This is a genomic window from Paenactinomyces guangxiensis, from assembly GCF_016055185.1.
Classification (GTDB): domain Bacteria; phylum Bacillota; class Bacilli; order Thermoactinomycetales; family Thermoactinomycetaceae; genus Paenactinomyces; species Paenactinomyces guangxiensis.
Genome location: NZ_JAECVR010000007.1, coordinates 110198 through 125318, shown reverse-complemented (window position 1 = coordinate 125318; position 15121 = coordinate 110198). Strand labels below are relative to the sequence as shown.

At 45.3% G+C, this 15121-nt stretch carries 14 protein-coding genes; all 14 read left to right on the top strand.

Going from position 1 to position 15121, the window contains the following annotated elements; genetic code table 11:
* Positions 1-50 precede the first annotated feature (50 nt).
* The 14 genes from I8U27_RS08930 to I8U27_RS08865 all read left to right on the top strand — a co-directional run bounded on the left by I8U27_RS08930 (position 51) and on the right by I8U27_RS08865 (position 15029).
* Complete coding sequence (locus I8U27_RS08930) at positions 51-1076, top strand: BMP family lipoprotein (protein WP_181751643.1); 1026 nt, start codon at positions 51-53, stop codon at positions 1074-1076.
* Positions 1077-1307: 231 nt separating this feature from the next.
* Entirely contained in the window at positions 1308-2600 is a 1293-nt protein-coding gene (gene yfmF, locus I8U27_RS21125) for an EF-P 5-aminopentanol modification-associated protein YfmF (RefSeq protein ID WP_181751644.1), read from the top strand.
* Positions 2593-3894: an EF-P 5-aminopentanol modification-associated protein YfmH gene (gene yfmH / locus I8U27_RS08920; protein ID WP_181751645.1), complete on the top strand. Its 1302-nt coding sequence runs from the start codon at positions 2593-2595 to the stop codon at positions 3892-3894. The genes yfmF and yfmH overlap by 8 nt, the downstream gene beginning before the upstream one ends.
* Positions 3895-3947: 53 nt before the next feature.
* Positions 3948-4697: an elongation factor P 5-aminopentanone reductase gene (gene ymfI, locus I8U27_RS08915; RefSeq protein ID WP_181751646.1), complete on the top strand. Its 750-nt coding sequence runs from the start codon at positions 3948-3950 to the stop codon at positions 4695-4697.
* A 91-nt stretch (positions 4698-4788) separates the two neighbouring features.
* Positions 4789-5043 carry a DUF3243 domain-containing protein gene (locus I8U27_RS08910; protein WP_181751647.1) on the top strand — a complete coding sequence of 85 codons (255 nt, stop codon included), beginning with the start codon at positions 4789-4791 and terminating at the stop codon, positions 5041-5043.
* A 181-nt stretch (positions 5044-5224) separates the two neighbouring features.
* Positions 5225-5989, top strand: coding sequence for a DUF3388 domain-containing protein (locus I8U27_RS08905; protein ID WP_181751648.1), 765 nt, complete (start codon positions 5225-5227; stop codon positions 5987-5989).
* Between the two features lie 31 nt (positions 5990-6020).
* Positions 6021-7130: a helix-turn-helix domain-containing protein gene (locus I8U27_RS08900; protein WP_181751649.1), complete on the top strand. Its 1110-nt coding sequence runs from the start codon at positions 6021-6023 to the stop codon at positions 7128-7130.
* Positions 7131-7166: 36 nt separating this feature from the next.
* On the top strand, positions 7167-8504 hold the full coding sequence (locus I8U27_RS08895; protein ID WP_181751650.1) for a helix-turn-helix domain-containing protein: 1338 nt from the start codon (positions 7167-7169) through the stop codon (positions 8502-8504).
* A 364-nt stretch (positions 8505-8868) separates the two neighbouring features.
* Positions 8869-10305, top strand: coding sequence for a helix-turn-helix domain-containing protein (locus I8U27_RS08890; protein WP_181751651.1), 1437 nt, complete (start codon positions 8869-8871; stop codon positions 10303-10305).
* A gap of 117 nt (positions 10306-10422) precedes the next feature.
* Positions 10423-11277, top strand: a complete 855-nt coding sequence (locus tag I8U27_RS08885; RefSeq protein WP_181751652.1) for a RodZ domain-containing protein — start codon at positions 10423-10425, stop codon at positions 11275-11277.
* A 131-nt stretch (positions 11278-11408) separates the two neighbouring features.
* On the top strand, positions 11409-11582 hold the full coding sequence (locus I8U27_RS08880) for a hypothetical protein (protein ID WP_181751653.1): 174 nt from the start codon (positions 11409-11411) through the stop codon (positions 11580-11582).
* Position 11583: 1 nt separating this feature from the next.
* Entirely contained in the window at positions 11584-12165 is a 582-nt protein-coding gene (pgsA, locus tag I8U27_RS08875; protein ID WP_181751654.1) for a CDP-diacylglycerol--glycerol-3-phosphate 3-phosphatidyltransferase, read from the top strand.
* Positions 12166-12195: 30 nt separating this feature from the next.
* The gene (locus tag I8U27_RS08870) at positions 12196-13449 is read left to right on the top strand and encodes a competence/damage-inducible protein A (RefSeq protein WP_181751655.1); all 1254 of its coding nucleotides are present in this window, start codon (positions 12196-12198) and stop codon (positions 13447-13449) included.
* Positions 13446-15029 (top strand): DEAD/DEAH box helicase, encoded by a 1584-nt coding sequence (locus tag I8U27_RS08865; protein ID WP_181751656.1) that lies wholly within the window; start codon positions 13446-13448, stop codon positions 15027-15029. Before I8U27_RS08870 ends, I8U27_RS08865 begins: the two co-directional genes overlap by 4 nt.
* Positions 15030-15121: the final 92 nt, after the last annotated feature.

Below are 15121 nucleotides of genomic sequence, written 5' to 3'. Positions count from 1 at the left end.
TTGGGTCATACTAAAGCACAGAAAATGTTAAGGATTGAAAGAGGGATCTTATGAGAGGAAAAGGATGGGTGGCACTAATCCTCTGTATTCTGTTCATTGTGGCCATTGGCTGTGCTCCTCCGCAGAGACAAGCGGGCCAGAAACAAACCGAAGGAAATAAGGGAAATCGGTTTAAAGTTGCGATGGTTACTGATACCGGGGGGTTGAATGATGAATCTTTCAACCAAACAGCCTGGGAAGGAATTAAAAGAGCCAAAAGAGACCTGGATGCAGACATAAAGGCGTTAGAGTCAAGGCGTGATGAAGATTATATCCCGAATTTGAGCCGCTTTGCCCGGGAAAGGCGCGATATTACCTGGGCGGTCGGCTTTAAGCTGGATAAGGCGGTTCGTCAAGTGGCGAATCAATTTAAAGATGTGCAATTTGGGATTGTCGACACCGATTTAGGAGGGAATATCCCCAATAATGTAACTGCAGTGACATTTAAGGAAGAAGAGGGTGCCTTTTTGATGGGAGTGATTGCCGGATTATCAACGAAAACAAATAAAGTCGGATTTATGGGCGGAATCAGCTCTCCATTGATAAAAAAATTTGAAGTCGGATATACCGCTGGTGTTCATGCATCCAATCCAAAAGCTAAAGTGGAAGTCGCCTATGCGGAAAGCTTTACAGATTCAACAAAAGGACGGTCTTTAGCCAGTTCATTGTACAATCGGGGAGTGGACATCATTTTTCACGCATCGGGCGGGACTGGAAAAGGATTGTTTGATGAAGTGAAAACAAGAGAAAAAGGAAAGTACTGGGCGATCGGGGTTGATATGGATCAATCCAGACTTGCACCGGATCACACCCTCAGCTCAATGATTAAACGGGTTGATATCGCCGTTTACAAGGTGACGAAGTCAATTAAAGAAAATAAGCACCAACCCGGCAAGGAAATAAAGTACGGCTTAAAAGAAAATGGAGTAGGGATCTCAGATCAGACGAAGAAGCACGTTAGAGCGGAAGTACTTCGGAAAGTGGAAGAGTTTAAGAAAAAAATCATCGATGGTGAAATCAAAGTGCCTTCAAGCTAAATCGAATGAATCAGTTTTAAAATGAACAGCATGATCATATAGAAGTTGTTAGAGCCGGTTTAAAAATTGCTTATCTCCCTCAGTTCAGTGTCATAAGGGAAAATAAGCATTGGAACAACGAACTTTTATCTTTATCCCTGACTGTACGAAGAAAGTGGATTTCGTTTCCAAGCTGTGTAAATTGATCTATAATGGTAAGTATACCGGCACAATATAAAGGAGAGTGTCAGCGTGGCAGATACACAATTTGAAACAGTTTCCATCGGCAACGTGCGCGTCCACGTTTATTCAAGTAAAAAATTTAAGACAACTACTCTTTCTGTATTAATTCAACAGGAGCTGGCCCGGGACCGGGTCACGAAAAACGCATTATTACCCAGTGTATTACAACGTGGCACCACTTCATATCCTTCGACGATTGATCTAAAACGCCAACTGGACAAGATGTACGGGGCAACTCTGTTTGGAGATGTTTATAAACGCGGGGAACGCCATATTATGCAATTCGGCATGGAGATCGCTAACGAACAATATCTGAAGGAAAGAAAATCTCTGTTAGATGAGGGGCTCTCTTTCTTCAGCCAGGTATTAAGCCAGCCTGTTAGTGAAAACGGGGGATTTAAAGCCTCTTTTTTAGAAGCTGAGAAGAAAAACCTGAAACAAAAAATTGAAAGCTTACAGGATGATAAAATCCGTTATGCGGCGCAACGAATGGTTGAAGCAATGTGTGAGGGTGAGCCGTTTGCCCTGTTTAACCACGGGCGTCTTGAAGATATTCCTGCGATAGATCCCAAAAACTTATATACATACTACCAGGAAGTGATGGAAACCGCCCCTATCGATTTTTACTGTGTGGGTAATGTTTCCGTAGAGGAAGTTGTTGCTCTTTTAACCAAACACTTTCGTACAGAATCAGCAGGAAATCGCAAAAATATCCCGGTCGCACCGGTGACCCGCTCTGTTCAAGAGGTGAAGGTGGTTATTGACCGTTTGAACGTCAAACAAGGTAAATTAAACATGGGTTGCCGGACGCAGATTTCTTTTCAGGATCCGGATTATCCCGCCTTACTCATGTATAACGGTATACTCGGGGGATTTCCGCATTCCAAATTGTTTATGAATGTCAGGGAAAAAGCGAGCCTGGCTTACTATGCTTCCTCCCGGCTCGAAAGCCATAAAGGACTTTTAACCATTCAGTCAGGGATTGAGATCGGCAACTATGACCAGGCAGTCGACATTATTAAACAACAGCTTGAAGCAATGAGAAATGGGGAAATCAGTGATAAGGAGCTGGAGCAGACAAAAGCAACTCTTTCCAATCAGTTCAGGGAACAGCAGGACCGCCCGTTTGACTTGGTAAACTTTCATTATCACTCCGTTTTAAGCGGTACGGAGCGCCGGCTTGATCAGTTGCTTGAACAAATCAACCAAGTCGGCAAAGAAGATATTCAAAAAGTCGCAGAAAAAGTACAACTGGACACCATTTACTTTCTGCGGGATCAAGGGGGGAATCAAGATGCATAAAATTGAGCATCCACAGATCCAAGAAACCCTTTACCATGAAAAATTGTCCAATGGATTGGAGGTATATATTCTTCCTAAGCCGGAATTTAGTAAAACTTATGCTACATTCACGACGAAATACGGCTCAATCGACAATACCTTTCAAGTTCCGGGACAAGATAAAATCAATGTTCCTGATGGCATCGCCCACTTTCTGGAACACAAAATGTTTGAACAGGAAACAGGTGAAGATGTTTTCCAGGAATTTGCACGTCAAGGGGCATCCGCCAATGCCTTTACTTCATTTACACGGACTGCTTACCTTTTTTCGTGCACAGACCATGTGGAACAAAATTTATCTACATTGCTTAACTTTGTACAAAGTCCTTATTTCACGGATCAAAATGTGGAGAAAGAGAAGGGGATTATCGGACAGGAAATTCGCATGTATGACGATAATCCCGATTGGCGCTCATATTTTGGTTTAATCGAAGCAATGTATCAGAAACATCCGGTCAAAATCGATATTGCCGGAACGGTAGAGTCTATATCCAAAATCACAAAGGAAACCCTGTACACTTGTTATGAAACCTTTTATCATCCCAATAATATGCTTTTGTTCCTGGTGGGACCTGTCGAACCAGATGCGATGATCAATCTGATTAAAGAAAACCAGGCTAGAAAATCATTTAAACAACAGCCGGAAATTAAGCGGTTTTTTGAAGAAGAACCGGATAAAGTGGCTGAAAAAAAGAAAGAAGTACAGCTCAGTGTGGGAATCTCCAAATGTTTATTTGGTTTTAAAGAGGGGAAGGCAGCCATTGGCCATACAGGGGAGTCGCTGCTAAAACAGGAGCTGACGACCTCAATTGTATTGGAAGCACTGGTGGGCCCCAGTTCCGAACTGTACCAATCTCTTTATGATGATGGTCTGGTTGATGATAACTTTGGCTATGATTACACTCTGGAAAAGGGATATGGTTTTTCGATGATGGGGGGAGATACACCTGATCCCAACCGTTTGCTTGAACGTATCCAGTCAGAGATTCCGCCGCTGGTGGAGAGAGGCATTTCCGAAGAGGCATTTGAGCGGATTCGCAAGAAAAAGGTTGGCTCTTCCCTCCGATTTTTGAATTCACCAGAGTGGATTGCCAACCAATTTACCAGTTACCGTTTTAATGATACCGATTTGTTTCGTATCATTCCATTGCTGGAATCATTGACGCTCGAAGAAGTGAACCAGAGGATGAAAGAACATTTAAACTGGGATCGTTTTGCTGTTTCTCTCGTTCGACCGCTTCAAGAGCAAAACTAAATGAAATTTGCGTGTCCCGGGTATGGGGCACGCTTTTTTGCGGGGGGATTTTAATGAGTTCTTTGTCCGGACAGGTTGCATGGATTACCGGAGCCAGCGGAGGAATAGGAGCAGCCATTGCGGAAAGCCTGGCAAGGACAGGGGCCAATGTGGCAGTCGGTTACCGCAGGTCAAAGGAAAAGGCTGAACAGGTTATGTTCAAATGCCGGGCCTTGGGTGTAAAAGCACAATCGATTCATGTGGACGTTCGGTCGAAACCCTCTGTCATAAAAGGCTATAACGAAATCTGTGAGGAATTGGGAGAGCCCGATTTGCTTATTCATGCAGCGGGAACATCGCAGTTTGCATTATTCCAGGACTACAAAGATAAAGACTTTGATGAAATGATGGATGTTCATGTCCGGGGAGCATTTTATCTCATTAAAGCCGTTTTGCCCTCTTATCTTCGCAGGAAAGCCGGCCGTATCATTTTAATTTCCTCGATCTGGGGGGAGACGGGAGGTGCCGGGGAAGTTCTCTATTCTGCAGCAAAAGGAGCGCAAAACAGCATGGCAAAAGCATTGGCGAAAGAGTTGGCCCCCTCGGGAATCACGGTAAATGCGGTTGCTCCCGGAGCCATTCTTACACCTATGTTACATTCACAGTTGACCGGTAGCCAACAACAAGAACTGGCTGAAGAGATTCCTGCGGGACGTCTTGGAAAGGCAGAGGAAGTGGCCTCACTGGTAAGATACCTCTGCTTGCCGGAATCTTCCTACATCACCGGGCAAGTGTTACATGTGAATGGCGGCTGGTATACGTAACAGCAAGTGGATGAAAACGGAAGAATAATGTAAGCCGTTTCGACTCATATTATTCCTAGATAGTTATTGATTGTCAAAGGAGGGAACATCCATGTCAGTTCTTGATAACTTTCAAGAGTGGAAAGAATTTCTTTCATCTCGTATTCAGCAAGCTGAAGGACTGGGAATGAATCGGGAAAGAATCAATGATTTAGCCTATCAGCTAGGTGACTATTTAGCTCATGATATTGATCCGCAAAATGTCCAAGAGCGTCTCTTGAAAGACTTATGGAGTGTGGCAAGCGAAGAGGAACAGAGAATGTTAGCAGGATTGATGGTAAAATTGGTTGACGATGGAAATAGATAATCAATATAAATTAAAAGAAATAAAACACCTAAAAACGCTAGGTGTTTTATTTCTTTTACATAAGGATTTCTTTGTTAAAAGTGGTTTCGCAAGCCTTTCATCATGTGCTATACTAAGAAACATATAACGCTTGTGATCCTAGCAGAGCCACTGATACAAATGGATTGAAGGGTGTGTTGCAATGGATCGTCATGAATGGTATCTGGAATATCAAATTCATAAAAACCGCCCTGGTCTTTTAGGTGATATTGCCTCATTATTGGGAATGCTTTCCATTAATATTTTGACAATTAATGGTGTGGAAGATGATCGGCGCGGAATGTTATTACGGACGGAAGATCATGAGAAGATCGAAGCATTGAAGCAAATTCTGACCCGAATCAACAACATTACCATTACTGCCTTGCGACCACCCAAATTAGTAGACCGGATGGCTGTACGTCATGGCAGATATCTCGACAGGTGTCTGGAAGATAAACGGACATATCGGTTTACACGGGACGAGCTGGGATTGTTGGTTGATTTTATGGCTGAATTGTTCAAAAAAGACGGACATCAGCTGATTGGTGTCAGAGGAATGCCCCGGGTTGGGAAGACAGAATCAGTTGTTGCCTCCAGTGTTTGTGCGAATAAGCGTTGGACTTTTGTCTCTTCCACCTTGTTGAGACAAACAGTACGCAGCCAATTGGCTCATGATGAAATGTCCAACCATCATGTATATATTATTGACGGAATCGTATCAACTCTGAGGTCGACTGAACGGCACGATCTTTTGGTGCGTGAGATTATCCGTATGAATGCCACCAAGGTGATTGAACATCCTGACGTATTTGTGAGCGAAACAGAGTTTACTATGGACGATTTTCATTACATCATAGAACTGCGTAATCATCCGGATGAGACCATTACATACGACGTGTTAGAACCCGGATTTGACGGCTTTTAAATGGAGATGATTGATAGGAGGAGGTAAACAGATGGGTGTTGGTATTGTTTTGAAGCAAGCGAGAGAACGGATAGGCTACAGTCTTGAAGAGATGAACCGGATCACAAACATTCATACTGAATATTTGCATGCATTAGAAAATGATCGATTTGATCAACTTCCCAGCCCTTTTTATGCCCGGGCTTTTTTAAGAGCTTATGCAAAAAGTTTAGGTTTAGAAGTTCAACCGTTGTTAGATACACTTGAAAAAGTGTATCAGAACACTGCGTCCTATCAAGCGGCATCAGTAAAACGGGGCCAGGGGACTCCAAATGATAATTATGATTCTGCCGGAGATCTGTTGAACTCAAGGAAAAAGCGCTCTTTGCCGCCAGGGACTGAAGAGCCGGCCGATTATTCCTTGCGGACCTTACCAGCACCCAACCAAGTACCCTCTCGTCAAAGACTGGTCCGCTCGCCTGAATCTCAGCCGCCACAATCTGTAAATCCAACTTATGCTCCTGTTGAAAAAGGTTTGCCGGTGCAAAACGGATTCCCTAACCTTCCAAAGCCCGACCCCAGTGCACAAACGCTTTCGCCTCGTCGAGTGGCGATCGAGGCAAAGCAAGGACAAGCCGATGCCGCGGAGAAAGAGAATAAAAAAGGGAAAAAGCCGGCGGGACTGGCCATCGGTGTTGCAGTAGCGGCGTTGCTCCTTGTTGGGGGAGTAGGAGCTTATGTGATGACCGGGGACGATTCCGGCCAGACCTCGGTGAGTGAAGGATCAGATATAGATTCTTCACCCATTGATACCTCTGTTAATGCGAATGGAAAAGATGTTCCGATCCTGATGGACGGAGGCTCTTCTGAAAATGAGTATGAGGGTCAATTGTACACGATCTCAAATGTAAATAAACTTGAGGTCAAAGTAAAGGGAAAGACAGGTGAATCGGTGGTTATGCATGCTCCTTCACCAAAAGAGTCTCCTAAAATTTTTACCTTAAGAGTGGGCCAGGAAGTGGCTTTAGATACAGGCGGTAAGAATGAAATTTGGTTCCGCCTGAGTGTTCCTTCCAATGTAGAAGTAACGGTTAACGGTCAAACAATCCGGACAGATGCTCAGGATACACAGAAAAGCTACCGTGTTCAATTAAAAAAATAAAAAGGATGAATGGGTGATTGGCAGGGAGGGGTTTTTTTGTCAGTTGAAATTGGCAAGCGTTTAAAGCAAGCTCGCGAATCTATGGGGCTTTCGTTAGAGGATCTTGAAGCACGGACCCGTATTCAAAAAAAATATCTCATTGCTCTGGAAAATGGCCAATTTGGCTTATTACCCAGCCCAATATACGTACGGTCTTATTTGAGATCTTACGCAAATGTAGTTGGGGAAAACCCACAGACGATTTTAAAACAATATCGTCCAAATACCCGTTCGTCACGGCATCCTGAGGAAAACAGCTCTTTTCGCAACGATTTAAGGCGCGACCGGCCTGTTCTGCCGCCTGCCCATAAGCGGGGGGCTTTCCGGTATAATCAGTCATACGGCCAACAATCGGACCTTTCGCCGACACAAACCTTTAGCGATTTACCGTATCGCTCAAATCGTTCTTCGGATCAAGAAGAAGAGCACAATGCTGACTATGAGATCTCAAATTACGGTTCGGAGTCCCGGCAACAATCGGACTTAGGCTATTCCAGGTCTGCTCGTTCCGTAAGGAGTAGAAATTCAGCCTACCATGATTCAGCGGCTCCGGACTCAACCAGCTATCCTGCGTATGCTTCAGCAACACCTGCGATTGATGAGGAATCGCTTTCGCTGGCAGAAACATCGGCCACTTCATCTCCGGGGCAACCACCTCGAAAACCTAAAATGCCTTCTGACGTTCCAGATCCCGAGGAACTTGGGCTTGATTCTTCTGAGAGTTATGACAAAGGATTGCAAAGGTCATCCTCGTTTCCAAGTCGTCGTAGTGTAAGCCGTTCACAGTCATCGCGCTCGGAGGGTCTCATGGATGAAGATAGGCGAAAAAAGTCCGGGTTCTCTTTTGGCAAGCTATATAACTGGCTTTTAATTATTGGGACTGTTTTATTAGTCCTTGCTCTGGCAGGCTTTTTCTATATAAAAATGACCACTGCATCCGGCAAAGCCGATAAACAGCCTCCTCCAGAGGTTGCGAAAGAGGATACAGCATCAGCTTCCCAAACCAAACCGGTTGGGAAGCCTATTTTCACCATGTTATCATCAAGTGAATATAAGGAGGATCGGTACGAGCTGGTCAATGCGGAAAAGCTGGAGTTAAAAATGGTTTCACAGGCTGGCGGAGCAAGTGATTTTGAAATTCGGGAGCAAGAGGTAGGCAATCCCGTGGCGAAAGGCAGTGTCGCTCCGGGTAAAGAATATACCAAATCTTTTACCACCGGGATTTGGCTTAAGTTAGATCGGCCAAACCGGGTTAAGGTAACAGTGAACGGAAAGCCTGTTATCACGGACCGGTATCGCAAGGAGAAGGATATTTATATTTCATTTGTTCGATAAGCTCTCATGAGTGGGGGGCTTTTTTTGACACAATGAAAATCGCATGTTATGCTTGAATCAAATTTGTGTTATGTGTCATAATCCATATTGGGGATTCTCAAAAATCATACCTGTGAGATGTTTGGACAAGGGGGGTATCCCCTTCCTTTTTGAAGTTATTTAAACATGAATGAGAGCAGGTCAGTACAGTTAACTACATGAAGCTGTAGATCGTGCTGTTATAACCTCACATGGGTGATCGCGATAGCTCCCGTTTCCAGGCGTGGAGATTCAGGTAGAAACTTTTACTGGGTTGGAGAACGATCAAATCCGCTCTTTACATTTACCTGGCGGAAGTTCAACAACCTTTCAGGAGGTGGCTGGGGTGTCTGTCGAAATCGGTAATTATCTTCGACAAGCCCGAGAGTCGATTGGACTGTCCCTCGATCAGTTACAGGATAAGACTAAAATTCAAAAATCATTTTTGACCGCAATTGAAAATGGCGAATTTCATAAGCTGCCAAGTCCGTTTTATGTAAGAACTTACCTTCGTTCTTATGCGAATTGTGTGAAAGTTGAGCCCCATCATATTTTAAGGCAGTATCGGAAAGCAGAACAGGCAGAACGGGGATTGACTGGCGTACATAGAGCCGTGAATGAACACGATCTGGCTCAGGCAAAGCAAACACCGCCCCAAAATACAGGTCGCATGCCGGTTATCACCGGACCGCAGCAATCTGTTTCCCAGATGACAGGATCAATGCCGCACAGGCTCTCAAACACATTAGCAAACACCCGGACGAGTATGAATACAGCATTAACCATTGCCCGTTCGGAAAGTGATCAGGCGAGGGATGTATCACTCAAAGATAAAGAATTGGCGCGTCGGAATTTAGGTTATCAAAGGACAGGTGGTGTGATGAGATCCGGTTCTCCGAGCCTGCCGAACGATCGTCCCGATTTGCCGCCTGTCCCTAAACCATCAATTTCTCAAAGCGAACCGCCAGTGGCATCGTCCTCTGAACCGTTATTATCTTCAATGCCTCCACGCAGGTCAAGGGATACGCTGAGGGAAAATACACAAAAATTTAATGCCGGTACACTGCCGACCGGAGATATGAATTCACTGTCAAGATCGGCAAGATTGCGGAAAGATACCTCACAAGCTTCAATTCCTCCTTCTAAACCGGATGTACAGTCTCCTTATATGAAAAATCCGGACGAGGAATCAGGTTATACGCAAAGGGCTTCACGTGTGCAAAAACTGAGCCGAAGTGCAGTTAAAAATCGCAAGAGCGGCAAATCAAGATCTTCAGGAAAGAAACGTGCAGCCATTATCATCGCAGCCAGTGCTGCTGTCTGTATTCCGTTGGCATGGGTCGCTGTCCATTTTGCCTCGGATCAGGGGGAAGATGATCAAAGCCGGGTAGCGGCTCCTCCGAACAACGGCGGATCAGCTCCGCCGAGGGACTCTTCAGAGGTAAAGGAACAGCCGCCAAGTCCCAAAGGAACCTTAAAATTAGCTTCTAAGGAGTCAAATGTCAATCACTATCATTTGACAGGAACGGATCAGGCTGAAATTGAAATTCAAGGGCGAAGCGGAAAATCTTGGGTTCAGATACGGGACAATTTCGGAACCGATAAGAATTATCTGAAAGATGTGATGGTCGAAGACGGGCAGACGTTTAAATATGGTCCACATACATTTGATGGCAATCCTGATTTGTGGATTGTTTTAGGTCAACCACATCAGGTTACAGTAAAGGTAAACGGCGAATTTATCAGTCCGGCCAAAAATGTTCACATTAAAAAGGTTCAATAGAAAAGCAAGCCCTTCTCACTCCATGGGCTTGTTTTTTTGACTTCACTTTTGCCTGTGAGCTATACTGAAGAAGTTGGACGTTTGGCATTAACATTCAACAGGAGGTACTTTGTTGGCATGTCCAATCCTGATATTGATCGTTTAAGAGAAGTCCGCCAGAACAAGAGTTTGAGCATTGAAGAAGTTTCCGAACAGGCAAACATCCCGCCCCATTATGTAGAAGCAATTGAAAACGGCGACTTTTCTGCTCTGCCGGACCCTTTGTATGCTCGTGGGTTTATTCGCACTTATGCCAGATTTTTAGGAGTAGATCCGCTTCCTATTTTGCGCGCTTACAAAAATGTACAACCGTCCGGAGATAACCAGATGGAATCTGTGCCGGCACCAGTTTCTTTAAGCAGAACAGAGAGAATGCGGCAACAGCAATCCCGGTCCTCCCAGGTTCACGATGTGGCACCCCGGGGCAACTGGAAGTCGTTCCTGAAAAGTAAGTGGATCATTGGTGGAGCAGTTTTTGCAGTGATGCTGCTTATTTCCGTTTTGATCTGGGTATTTATGGGGAAAGAGGATCAACCGGTTGCGCAGCCGGTCACTCCCCAAAAAAATACGGAAGAGACAGTGGTGACGACTGTTGCTCCGGTTGATCAGACCAAGCCTGTTGTTAACCTTACCAAATCTTCAGAAACAAATAAGTATGGGGATGTGTATGAGGTTAAAAACGCCGACCAGGTAGAATTAAAAATAACGGCTAAGAAGTCGACAGAAATTCGTGTTCGCGGCGATGGCCCGAGCGGAAAAATATTGGCGGAAAAAAAGCTGGTTCCCAATAAAACTGAAACTTTTACCCATGAAAAGTGGATTTCTCTCCGTGTCGACAACCCTAATTATGTCACAATCTCTGTAAATGGAGTGATTATTGACACAACAGGGCAAAAAGAAGTTCATTTATATCAATTAAAGTTAATTAATTGAACAGGCGTGTCAAAAAGAGCAGAGAGGCTTGAATCGAAAATGCCTCTCTGCTCTTTTTGACACGCCTGTTCCGCTTGGTTTATACTTACGAAAGGATTGTAACTAGGGGTTGTGTACCTGGAGGAAGAAAAGTGGCAAAAGAACAATTAATGACATCTAACATCAATTGCAAGAACCGGTCCAGTGAGTGGCAGCAACAAACATGGTTATTCAGGGAAAGTAAAAACCAAACAGGATCTTTACACGATGATGAAAACGGGGGAATCAATCTTTATAGACAGATTATCGCCAGGGAGGTTGGTTAAGGTGAACTTGGCCAACAAAATTACGCTGGCCCGCATTTTCCTTGTACCAGTAGTGATGATTTTTTTACTGGTCCGTTTTGATATCGGACATATTCAAATTGGGTCAGTCAATTTGACCGTCAGCGAGTTAATCGCAACGCTATTCTTCATACTGGCAGCGGTAACTGATGGATTGGATGGTTACATCGCACGCAAGAATAAAATGGTTACCAACCTGGGGAAGTTTCTCGATCCTCTGGCAGATAAATTGCTGATTACGGCAGCTTTGATCTCTCTGGTGGAAATGCAACGGTTGGAAGCCTGGGTCGCCATTGTCATCATCAGCCGCGAATTTGCCGTGACAGGTCTTCGGTTGATCGCAGCCGCTGAAGGATATGTGATAGCGGCCAGTGCGTTGGGGAAATTGAAAACGATTGTACAAATCGTGGCGATTGTTGCCTTGATGTTGAAAAATGCCCCTTTCTCAACGTTCGCTTTTCCCTTTTCGTACATTGTGACATGGCTGGCCGTCCTGATTACGATTATTTCCGGGCTGGATTACTTCTATAAAAATAGAAAGATCGTTATGCTCACAAAGCCGTAAGTTTAGACAGTGTGAGGAGAGAAGGAGTTTATGCGTGCGGAGATTATTACAGTAGGAACCGAATTGTTGCTCGGACAGACATTGGATCGTCATTCCGCTTATTTGTCACAGGAGTGCTCCTCTCTGGGAATTGATGTTTACTTCCATACTTCGGTCGGAGATGATGCCCGGAGGCTGCTGGAAGTGATTCGGATTGCCAGTTCCCGTTCCGATCTGGTCTTGCTGTGTGGCGGATTAGGGCCGACGATGGACGATTTGACGAAAGAGACATTAGCCCGGTTTTTGAAAGTGAATCTCATTCAAGATTCAGCTTCTCTTGCTCACTTGCAAAAAATATTTGCAGGGCGTTCTTTGCCAATTCCAGAAAATAATTATAAGCAAACATATGTTTTTCCTGGTGGCACAGTATTCCCAAATGAAAACGGGACCGCACCCGGTTTGGCTATAACCAGCGCTGGTATTACATATGTATTAATGCCCGGGCCGCCGAAAGAGCTCGTTCCGATGTTTGAACATCATGTGCGTCCTTTTTTAATCGGCCTTCTGCCGGAAAAACAAGTCATTGTTTCCCATCCGCTTTCCTTTTTTGGAATAGGTGAATCTCTGTTGGAGAAGCGGTTGAGTGACATTATTGAGCAGCAGACCAATCCGGTCATTGCCACTTATGCGAAGGAAGCGGGAGTTACTTTGCGCTTAACTGCAAAAGCGCGTGATGACCAAGCCGCGCATGATCTGATTGCCCCTGTAAGGGCACAAATTTTAGACCGTGTCGGGGAATACTGCTTCAGTGAAGAAGACTCTTCTTTGGAGGAAGTTGTCGTTTCCTTGCTCCGCCAGCAAAAACGTTCGATTGCTCTCGCTGAAAGTTGTACAGGGGGACTGGCAGCCCATTTGTTATCCACAGTTCCGGGAAGCAGTCACACGCTAAAAGGTGGGTTTGTTTCTTATACTGATGAGGTCAAAAATGAGATCGTTCATGTTCCCAAACAAGTTCTGATCGAAGAGGGCGCGATCAGTTCTGCCGCTGCTGAAGCGATGGCTCAGCAAACCAGGCAACAGTTTCAATCCGATTTTGCACTCAGCATCACCGGAGTAGCTGGTCCGGATCCGGCAGAAGGAAAGCCGGTTGGTCAAGTATTTGTGGGTCTTGCAGAAGTGCATCAGCCTACCCGGGTTTACCAATACCTGCTGAAGGGGTCACGACAACGGATCCAGCTGTTAGCAGCAAAGCATGCGTTATTTATCCTACAGCAACGATTAAAGAAAGGTGAAACCACAACATGAGTCGTTTTGATCAGTTTCAATTAAGCCCTGAAATCTTAAAAGGGGTTCAAGATTTAGGGTTTGAAGAACCTTCTCCGATTCAGTCGGAATGCATTCCCGCTGTATTACGCGGGGAAGATGTAATCGGTCAGGCACAGACCGGTACCGGGAAGACGGCAGCTTTCGGAATACCTGTGTTAGAGAGAATTGATCAGGGGAATAATGGGGTACAAAGTATTATTCTTGCTCCTACACGAGAGCTGGCCATTCAAGTTTCGGAGGAACTGCGGCGCATTGGCCGTCCAAAAAGAGTAAAAACGTTACCGATATACGGCGGACAGGCGATCGGACGGCAAATTAAAGCCTTACAACAAGGAATCCATGTGGTAATCGGGACGCCGGGTCGCCTGTTGGATCACTTGCGCAGGGGCACTTTAAAAGTTAATGATGTAGAAATGATCGTTCTCGATGAAGCAGATGAAATGCTGGATATGGGCTTTATCGATGATATTGAAGCGGTGTTGAAGTTTTTGCCAAGCCAGCGGCAATTACTCTTATTCTCAGCTACCATGCCCCCTGCTATTCGCCAGCTGGCACAAAAATATATGCGCAAGCCCCGGTATATTACCGTCAGCCGCGGTGAAGTGACTGTTCCGGTTATCAAGCAATACTACTATCGTGTACTGGAGAATTTTAAAGTGGAGGCGCTTAGCCGGATCCTCGATAGCGAAGAAGTGGACTTATCTATTGTTTTTTGCCGCACCAAAAAGGGTGTTGACGACCTGACAGAGGCATTGCAAGCCAGAGGCTATCTAGCGGGCGGGTTACACGGAGATCTCGCACAGCAACAGAGGGATCGTGTCATGAACGCTTTTCGCAACGGGGATATTGACCTGCTAGTCGCTACAGATGTTGCGGCACGAGGGATTGATGTTGGCAGTGTTTCCCATGTCATTAACTACGACATTCCTCAGGATGTAGAGAGCTACGTGCATCGGATCGGAAGAACCGGCCGTGCCGGACGTAAAGGGATTGCACTTACACTTGTTACCCCGCGGGAAATGAAGCAACTGCGTACGATTGAACAAGAGACAGGAGCCCGCCTCAAGGCCCGCGAACTTCCTTCTCTGGAAGAGGTTGCGGCGAAACAGCAACAAACCTGGATGGTACAGATTGAGGAAACGATTCAATCTAATGCTGACTTTTCCTTGTTTGAGGAAATGATTGAACAGTTGAATCAAAAATTCTCTCCGGAAAAAGTGGCTGCCGCCGCCTTGCATCTCGCTTTCTCCGAGCGTTTTTCCAAAAATACTGATGCAACTTATAACTTTGGCGAAACGGGAGCTTCCCCCGGGATGGTGCGTTTCTTCATCAATGTGGGTCGAAATGCCAACCTCCGTCCCCAGGAACTGGCTAAAGCCATTTCGGAAAACGCCGGTATCGCCTTGCGCCAGGTTGGGAGAATCAATATCTACGACCGCTTTTCCTTCGTCGAAGTGCCGGAGGATGTGGCACCTTTCGTCTATGAGGCATTGCGCCAATCCAAAATCAATGGTGCCCGTGTCAACATGGAACCGGCTCGCCCGCGAAACCGTACGTAAGACAAAAAAGCCAGCTTTCCAAACATTTATTTGGAGACTGGCTTTTTAAGAGTTTTAAAAGACGGAGCGGATTCAGCTTTATCAATGTTTAC